1 protein-coding gene is annotated in these 3236 nt (G+C 60.1%); it reads left to right on the top strand.

Going from position 1 to position 3236, the window contains the following annotated elements; all coding sequences use genetic code 11:
• On the top strand, positions 1 to 2910 hold a 2910-nt coding region (locus tag NWI01_RS18455; RefSeq protein ID WP_141385396.1), incomplete at its 5' end, for a beta strand repeat-containing protein.
• Positions 2911 to 3236 lie beyond the last annotated feature (326 nt).

Here is a 3236-nt window from a genome sequence, read left to right as displayed (position 1 = left end):
GACGGCGGCTTCATCGAGACCTCGGGCGATCACGTCAAGGTCGCGGACAATGCCATCGTCACCACGCTTGCACCGTACGGCAAGACGGGCACGTGGCTGATCGATCCGACCGACTTCAACATTGTCGCGGGCAACGCGGCGCAGACCACCAGCGGCATCGGCGCGGGCACGCTCGCCGGCATTCTTGCCAGCACCAATTTTGCGGTGATGACCTTCGCGGGCGGCGCCGAGAACGGCGATATCAACGTCAATGCCTCGGTGAACTGGTCCGCCAACACCACGTTGACGCTGACCGCCGCCAACAACATCAACATCAACCAGGCCGTCACCGCGACCGGCGCCAGTGCCGGTCTTGCGCTTAATGCCGGCAACAACATCAACATTAACAACGCGGTGAGGCTGGACGGCGCGAACGCCACGCTGGCGATGAATTACGGAGGCAACTACAACATTCGCACTCCGGCGAGTTACAGCGGAGTCGCTGCCGGACCGGTCTATGACAAGGCTGGCAATCCCGTTTATGAACTCGTCTTGAAGCAAGTTCTTGAGCCTGTCGCCAAGCCGGACGGCACCAAGGCCGGGTTCGTGCTCACGCCGGTCTATGACGAGCATGGCAATCCAAAGTATGAACTTGTTCCTGGAAATCAGGCTGTTGGCCCGGTTGCCGCGCAGGACACCAGCGGTGGCGTCTACGGCAGCGTCACGTTCACCAATGGTGCTAACACCAGCGGCCTGACCGTCAACGGCACGACCTACACGTTGATCCACAGCCTGAACGCAGTGTCAACCACGGGCACGCTCACCGGAAATTACGCGTTGGCGCAGACCCTCGACGCCGCGACGTGGAGTTCAGTTAACCCCGGAAGGCCTTCGGTCATCGCCACCTTCAGTGGTACCTTCGCCGGGCTCGGTCATACCGTCACCAATCTTACGATCAACACGACAAGCGGTAATGCCGGTCTGTTCGGACGGGTAAATGCCGTCAGCGCGATTCGCGATATCGGGCTTGTGAACGCCAACGTCACGAACACGGGTTCCTTTACAGGCGCGCTGGTGGGCTGGAACAACGGAGGGACGGTCAGTAACGCGTTCGTCACGGGCACGGGAGCCGGCAGGTCTGGGTCAACCGTCATCGGCCGCAGCGGTGTTGGTGGGCTTGTCGGGTTGAATTTCAGCAACGCCAGCATCAGCAGCAGCATTCGTTCCTCGTTCTCCAACGCGGACGTATCCGGGACGGTTAACGTAGGAGGATTGGTCGGCCAGAATACGGGCGCGGGTTCGCCGAATCCGACCGTGAACACAAGCGTCACTCCTAACGTCATTAGCTACAATCTCGGCGCCTACACGGGCGGTATTATCGACAGTTCGTATGCCACTGGAAAAGTCACCAACGTGGAGGTGACATCGGTCATGAATTTCTTCGGCGGACTGGTCGGATTAAACGGGGGCGGTCTTGTCAGCAATTCGTACGCCTCGGGTGACGTCACTCTGACGCGCGCCAATGCCAATAGTGGGCCAATCGGGACGGCGGGCGGCTTGGTCGGAAGAAACCTTGGGTCCGGGTCGTCCACGACCCGTGTCGCATCCATCAGCAATTCTTTCGCCGACGGAAACGTGACCGCTCCCCGCGTGGCGGGTAACTCTGATCCGAGTAACATGGGTGGCTTGGTAGGTGACAATACCAACGGCTACATTGTCGCCTCGCACGCTACCGGCGATGTAAACGTTCCGAATCGCAATAACGTCGGCGGCCTGGTTGGATTAAGCCAGCAGGCTTCAGGCAGTGGCTTGCCCCTTATCGACAGATCTTTTGCCAGCGGTAACGTGATTGCGCTGGAGAGTCAGTACGTTGGCGGATTGGTTGGCCGGAACGTGGCAGCTCCTGCGGCGATCAGCATCAGCAATAGCTATTACGATGCAGCGAGGGCGCCGGTCGAGGTGGCGCCGCAAGCAGCGCCTGGCGTGTTTCTCAATGTCGCTGGGTTCTCCTCTGTTGGTGGCTTCGCAGGATTAGCCAGCGGAACCATCGTCGCGCCGCAGGCATTCGGAATTATCGGAGGGACCACCAATGTTGGCGGGGTGATTGGAACATTGGATTCCGGGACCACCGTTTACAGCGCCTTCCTGCAAAATTCCCAAGCCGGCGGATCGGTTCTCGGCGTATATCTCGGATTTGGCGGCGGAGTCCGTGGCCAGTCTGTCGGCGGCGCCGTTGGATTTAATCGGGGAAACATTTCAGGGTTCCAGGGAAGCGCTAGTGTCACGTGTAACAGTTCATGCGGCGGCGTGGTGGGACAGAACGACGCTGCGCAAGCGGGTAATAATACTGGGGGCACGGTGGCGAATTCCAACAATAACGGCCTCGTGACGGGCAACAATGACGCCACCACCAGCTCAACCATTGGCTCCAATCTGAACACCGCGCCCGGCGCGGTCAGTAATGTGACGGGAACTGGCTTTGTTTCAACGCCGACCAGCCGAGCCCAGGTGGCTGTTCAGGCGGCGGCAAATGCTGCCGCTGCTCAAGCGGCAGCGGCGCAAGTTGAGGCAGCGCAGCAAGTCGCGCGGACGGCTAATTCGATCTCGAATAATGTGGTGACATCCTCCCTGACGCCGCCCGATCTTTCGATGTCTGACGCGGGTACGCGGACCGCGAAGTCCGCGAAGTCGGCGGCAATCGAGGGGTCCGTTAAGTCGGTCGACGATGCCGTCAAAGCCGACGATAAACGGCAGGAGTATGTGCGCGAGCGCGAACGTCGCCGTACTGCGCAGACCAACCGTCGCGGCCGTGAAGGAAGCAGCGGTGGAGGCCTCGGCGCCACGATCCGCAGCATCGACGTCAACGGCCAGCGCTTCGATCTGCAGGGCGGTTCTCCAAAGCACAGCGCGCCAGTTCAGCCTCCGCATTGATGAAACTGCAAGTTTCCTTCAAAGGATTTCCAGCTGCGCGCGCGGAAGCGCCAAGCGCGATAGGTACAGAGCCGCAACAGGCATAGAAATTGCTGCGCGACGGCAAGGCTTGATTCTAGAGCACGTCCTGTGATTGATGGATCGATTGTGATGTGACGTTTTGGCTCTGTGCTGATTCAAGATCCGCCTTGCGGGAGGTGAATGATGGGAAAGGCATTGAGCGGGGATCTTCGGTCGCGTGTCGTGAAGGCGCGGACGTCGACGGCGCCATCGGGTTCGGAGGATATGTCGGATGGCCAGTGACCGCCGTGGCGTCCTGCGCTGCA

The sequence above is a fragment of the Nitrobacter winogradskyi genome, assembly GCF_006539545.1.
Classification (GTDB): domain Bacteria; phylum Pseudomonadota; class Alphaproteobacteria; order Rhizobiales; family Xanthobacteraceae; genus Nitrobacter; species Nitrobacter winogradskyi_A.
This window is presented reverse-complemented; position numbering and strand designations above follow the sequence as displayed.